This is a genomic window from Endozoicomonas sp. ONNA1 (genome assembly GCF_024606325.1).
In the GTDB taxonomy this organism is placed as follows: Bacteria; Pseudomonadota; Gammaproteobacteria; order Pseudomonadales; family Endozoicomonadaceae; genus Endozoicomonas_A.
This window is the reverse complement of the sequence record NZ_JAHHPN010000439.1, coordinates 1-5,140: the sequence shown is the minus strand read 5'-3', so window position 1 is coordinate 5,140 and position 5,140 is coordinate 1. Positions and strand designations below refer to the sequence as shown.

Annotated in this window: 6 protein-coding genes; 3 read left to right on the top strand and 3 right to left on the bottom strand. The window is 46.6% G+C overall.

Going from position 1 to position 5,140, the window contains the following annotated elements; all coding sequences use genetic code 11:
* On the top strand, nt 1-658 hold a 658-nt coding region (locus tag KDK19_RS10145; RefSeq protein ID WP_257291864.1), incomplete at its 5' end, for a 3-deoxy-7-phosphoheptulonate synthase.
* Nucleotides 659-701: 43 nt separating this feature from the next.
* Here the strand turns inward: KDK19_RS10145 and KDK19_RS10140 are convergent.
* The 3 genes from KDK19_RS10140 to nfuA all read right to left on the bottom strand — a co-directional run bounded on the left by KDK19_RS10140 (nt 702) and on the right by nfuA (nt 2,637).
* Entirely contained in the window at nt 702-1,019 is a 318-nt protein-coding gene (locus KDK19_RS10140) for a hypothetical protein (RefSeq protein ID WP_257279488.1), read from the bottom strand.
* 234 nt (nt 1,020-1,253) lie between these two features.
* Entirely contained in the window at nt 1,254-1,739 is a 486-nt protein-coding gene (gene greB, locus KDK19_RS10135) for a transcription elongation factor GreB (RefSeq protein WP_257254877.1), read from the bottom strand.
* Between the two features lie 316 nt (nt 1,740-2,055).
* Nucleotides 2,056-2,637 carry a Fe-S biogenesis protein NfuA gene (gene nfuA, locus KDK19_RS10130; protein WP_257254880.1) on the bottom strand — a complete coding sequence of 194 codons (582 nt, stop codon included), beginning with the start codon at nt 2,635-2,637 and terminating at the stop codon, nt 2,056-2,058.
* A 325-nt stretch (nt 2,638-2,962) separates the two neighbouring features.
* On the opposite strand from nfuA, the gene KDK19_RS10125 reads away from it, so the two are divergent.
* The gene (locus KDK19_RS10125) at nt 2,963-4,162 is read left to right on the top strand and encodes a multidrug effflux MFS transporter (protein WP_257291863.1); all 1,200 of its coding nucleotides are present in this window, start codon (nt 2,963-2,965) and stop codon (nt 4,160-4,162) included.
* 255 nt (nt 4,163-4,417) lie between these two features.
* A partial coding sequence (locus KDK19_RS10120) for a homocysteine S-methyltransferase family protein (protein WP_257291862.1) occupies nt 4,418-5,140 on the top strand: 723 nt, incomplete at its 3' end.

Sequence of the window (5,140 nt, the reverse complement as noted above, 5' to 3'; positions counted from 1 at the left end):
TTCTGCCACCGAAGCCCTGGACCCTATTTCCCCTCAATATTTGCAGGATCTGGTGTCCTGGTCTGCCATTGGCGCTCGTACCACTGAATCTCAGACTCATCGTGAAATGGCCAGTGGCCTGTCTTCAGCTGTGGGTTTCAAAAACGGTACAGACGGTGGTCTGGAAGTAGCGATTAACGCTCTGAACTCCGTAGCTAACCCTCATCGTTTTCTGGGCATTGATGGCAATGGTCAGGTAGCTGTTACCCGTACCAAGGGGAACAAGTATGGTCATATCGTTCTCCGTGGTGGTAACGGCAAGCCCAACTATGACTCTGTCAGCGTAACCCTGTGCGAGCAGGAACTTGAGAATGCCGACATTATGCCAAACATTATGGTAGATTGTTCTCATGCTAACTCTAACAAAGATCCAGCGCTTCAGCCTCTGGTTATGGAAAACGTCACCAACCAGCTTATCGAAGGCAACAAGTCTGTTGTAGGGCTAATGATTGAGAGTAACATTGGCTGGGGTGCCCAGAAGGTGCCTGCAAATCTGGAAGATCTGGAATACGGTGTATCCATCACTGATGCTTGCATTGACTGGGAAACGACGGAGAAAACCCTGCGTGATATGAGAGAAAAGCTGAAAAACGTGCTTCCTGCGAGAATTGCAGAATAATAAACAGTCTGACATGGTCAGGTTATGACTGTGTCAGAAACCTTTAAAATAAATCAAATTGATACCCTTGCGTCACCTCGTCAGTCTCAGATTCTCCACTCTCTACTTTCAAAACAGATAACAGATCCATCTGCGACTCTGGCGCTTCCATACCCACTTCACCGAGAAAGCCGGAAGAAACCTTCCGGCTTTTTGGCATATTACTGATTCTTCTATCTAAAATAGCAGCACATATGGGGCATATTTCCGATAGCAGTTGATTGGTTAACACTTCGTAACGATACGCACCGTGTAATACTTCTGTACACAGTGTCCGGTCAGAGCGAGACTCAATATCAAGATTGGCTTCTACCAAATGCATATACTGGGAGCCACAGGGTTTGATAATCTGAGCAACGAAAAAATTTGACAGTATGGCTTGTTTGTACCGCTTCACAGGTCTTTTATCTACTGGAAAAGCCAGAAACACCAAGAAAAAATGGCGTATTATGTTATACGTTTATGGCCGACCGTTATACACCCAAAAACCATCTTAGGTAAAAATACGGCAACAGGTTTTTCACCCTGATTACAAGGTCAGGAGCCGACAAAGCCATCAAAGTGAATGGAAAGGTTCATATTGTATCTTATTGATATACCAGACTTTATTTCCTTCCGGCGTCCTGACCATAACCTCATCATCAACCTGCCTGCCGATTAAAGCCCTTGCCATTGGCGAGTCCACGGTTATGTGCCCACGCTTGACGTCAATTTCATCAGACCCCACAATCCGGCAATGAAGAATCTCTCCTTCCTCATTTTCAAGCTCTATCCAGGCACCAAAAAAGGCTTTACCTTCCTGTTCCGGTGAATAATGCACTACTTTTACAATGTCGAGCCGCTTGGTGAGAAAGCGAATTCTTCGATCAATTTCTCTCAACAGCCTTTTACCTTCCTTATACTCAGCATTCTCACTTCGGTCACCTAATGCCGCTGCTTCAGAAACCGCCTGAGTTACTTTAGGTCTCTTATCCCGCCAGAGGTAATGCAATTCTTTTTTAAGCTTTTCTTTGCCAGCCTGAGTAATAAGATTCGATTTCATTGAATACCAATCCGTAAATTTCCAGCGAAAATAATGAGTTAATTGAACAACTTAAGCAAAAAAAAGTCATATCCTCAGTGATAAATCCGAGCTAATTAACAACTAATCATTCGTTTTTATTCAATCTCAAAATTTGAAATGAGTTTTGCAAACAATAACCAAAAAGCCAAATATGATTGTATAATATAAATAAATACCAGATGATACGACTTAGACCTTCGCTCATATCCAGTGCACAAAAAAACCGGCTTACGGGCTAATACACTCTTTCTGAAACAGAGTAATATCAGCCTATAAACCGGCCTTGAAGATAATATTACTTGAAGTAGGCATTCTCGGTAATGCTGTGATCTGTCACATCCCTGACACCTTTAAGCTCAGGAATTCGCTCAATCAAAGTTTTTTCTACACCATCTTTCAACGTTAAATCGACTGCGCTGCATCCTTGGCAACCACCACCAAACTGCAAGACAGCGACACCTTCATCAATCTCAACCAGGGAAACCACACCACCATGTGAAGCCAACCCCGGATTGATTTCGGTCTGCAGGAAATAATTGATCTTCTCGTCCAGCGGGCTATCTTCGCTGACTTGAGGCAGCTTGGCATTCGGTGCCTTGATGGTCAATTGGCCACCCAGCTTGTCTTCGGAAAAATCAACAACGGCGTCTTCCAGGTACTGCTCACTTTTTCCTTCCACACGGCAGTTAAAGTATTCCAGCTCAAGAATCAGATCCCCTTCCTTCTCCTCACCCGGCTTACAGTAGGCAAGGCAGGTTTCCGCGTAAGGAGTACCAGGCTGGGTAACGAACAGGCGCACACCAATACCCTCGACATTCTGTTTCTCCAACAGCGTGACCAGGTACTTTTGTGCTGCTTCCGTGAATGTAATATTCAACTCAAGAACCCTCTTGTCATTCTGCCGATATTCTATGCCATTAGGCGCTATGTTGAAATCCCCAGCAGGCCAGTCAGGTATTAAAGACATGTACTTGAACTTCGGAGGGTTATACCCCATTGCGGTCGATGCCTGCCTGATACTTCGCGAGTCCTCAGCCAGATGTGGAATTGTACCATTGCTACCCTTTTCACAAGCCTGTACCCTTTGCGCTCTTTTTCTGAGGTACAGGCGGATTTTGCCCTGTAACAGAGATCAATTGACTCCTGTGAGCCTGTCAAACTTATCCCTTCAAGCATAAATTTCAGTGGAACGAGTCGCAGCCATGAGCGCATTAGATACAGAAAAACACTCCAATGCTGTCTTGGTGATACTGACACTGTTTGCCGTAGTTGGTCCGGTCTCTATCGATATATTCTCACCATCGCTGCCGGCTATTACAGAGTACTTTGGCAGTAACAGTGCAACGGCCCAATGGAGTGTCGGTATCTTTATGCTGGGTTTTTCGCTATCCATGCTGATAGTAGGTCCACTGGCTGATCGCCTGGGTCGAAAAAGAACCTTGATGCTAGGTTATACCCTTTACTTGTTTGCCACTGCCGTCACTTTGCAGACCAACAACATTGCTCTGTTCATAGCCGCACGCTTTGTTCAGGCCCTGTTTGGTTGTTTTGGCACTGCCGTTGCCCGAATCCTGGCCAGAGATTACTTCCAAGACCAAATGGAAGTACGGATGCTGTCCTACATCAGCGCCTGCCTGACCATAGCCCCTCTGCTGGCTCCCGTCGCGGGTGGATTTATTCAAGAATATGCAGGCTGGAGGTGCAACTTTCTGGCCATGGGTGCAATGGCCGTTATGGCGATGTTCAGCCTGCTGCTTATCCCTGAAAAACATCAAGCCTCCGAGCGTTCTGGCTACCCTATTCTTTCAGACTACAAAGAGGTATTAACTGACTGGCGTTATCTGCGGTTCACAATCGCAACTGGCACGGCATTCTCTGGCGCTTTTGTATTTGTCGCCGGTGGGCCTTTTGTCATGATCAGCCAATTAGGTCTGGCTCCAAAATTTTATGGATTTCTTTTTTCGTTGGCCATTGCAGGCTTCCTTTTTAGCGCATCATTTGGCCCTAAACTGAATGACCGGTTAGGGCGTGACAAAAGTACTCGACTGGCCTGGATCACTCTGGCTGCAGGCGCAAACGTTTCCTTTGCCACTGCCTGGTGGAGTCATGGCAGTTCTATACTGGGTTACATGGTAGGCATCATTGTCTTTGAGCTGGGTCTGGGTCTCTTTATGCCTCTATGTCAGGCCAGAGCCATCGAGCGCATGAGTAAACATACAGGCACCGCCGCTGGCCTGATTTTCTTCATAGAAATGTTGCTGGCTACAGTGGTCAGTGGACTGATGAGTTCACTGCCTGAGATGGGAACACTGACGCTTGCCAGCGTAACGATGATAGCCACCCTGGTTGCAGGATTTTGTCTTCGCAAAAATACCCGTGAAAATATTCAGGCTTCAGTATAAGCAGCCTGACTTTCAAAACAACAAAAGAAGCTCCAGTCTCTTTTTGCAAATCCACCGAGATTGCTTAAGTCTACTCTTATGTGCCACTCTCTTATTTTTCCAGTAGATATGTGCAATTTGAAGTAGACACTCCAAGGCGTATTTCTGATACCATCGCTCTCCTGACAATACCTTCAAGCAGTCATGAATCGTCAAACTAAAAGCCTGACAACCTGTTTCATGGCTATAGAGAGAACTGGCCCGGAATCTGTACCCATGCCTAACAGTCAAGAAAGAGCACACTTTCCAAGAGCAAACCTTCTTAAAAAGCAATTGGAGAAACGGATTCTGGTGCTCGACGGTGCCATGGGCACCATGATTCAAGGCTACAAACTGGATGAGGAAGACTACCGTGGTGAACGGTTTGCTGATCACGACTGCGACCTCAAAGGCAATAATGACCTTCTCTCTCTGACACGTCCTGAGATCATCAAGGAGATATACCAGTCTTATCTGGATGCCGGTGCGGACATTCTGGAAACCAATACCTTTAACGCCACAACCATTGCCATGGCTGACTACGAGATGGAACATCTGGTACCGGAGATCAACCGGGAATCAGCTCGTTTAGCCAGAGAGGTCGCCGATGCAGCGACCACTCAGAACCCTGATAAGCCACGTTTCGTAGCTGGGGTGCTGGGCCCAACAAACAGAACAGCTTCCATCTCACCTGACGTCAACAATCCAGGCTATCGCAACACCAGCTTTGAAGCACTGGCTGTTGCCTACAAGGAAGCAGCTCTTGCCCTGATTGAGGGCGGCTCCGATATCCTCCTGATTGAAACCATCTTCGATACCCTGAATGCCAAAGCCGCCATCTTTGCCGTAAAAGAACTTTTTGACGAACTTGGCTATGAATTGCCCATCATGATTTCAGGCACCATTACCGATGCCTCCGGCCGCACCCTTTCAGGACAGTCCACGGAAGCTTTCTGGAAC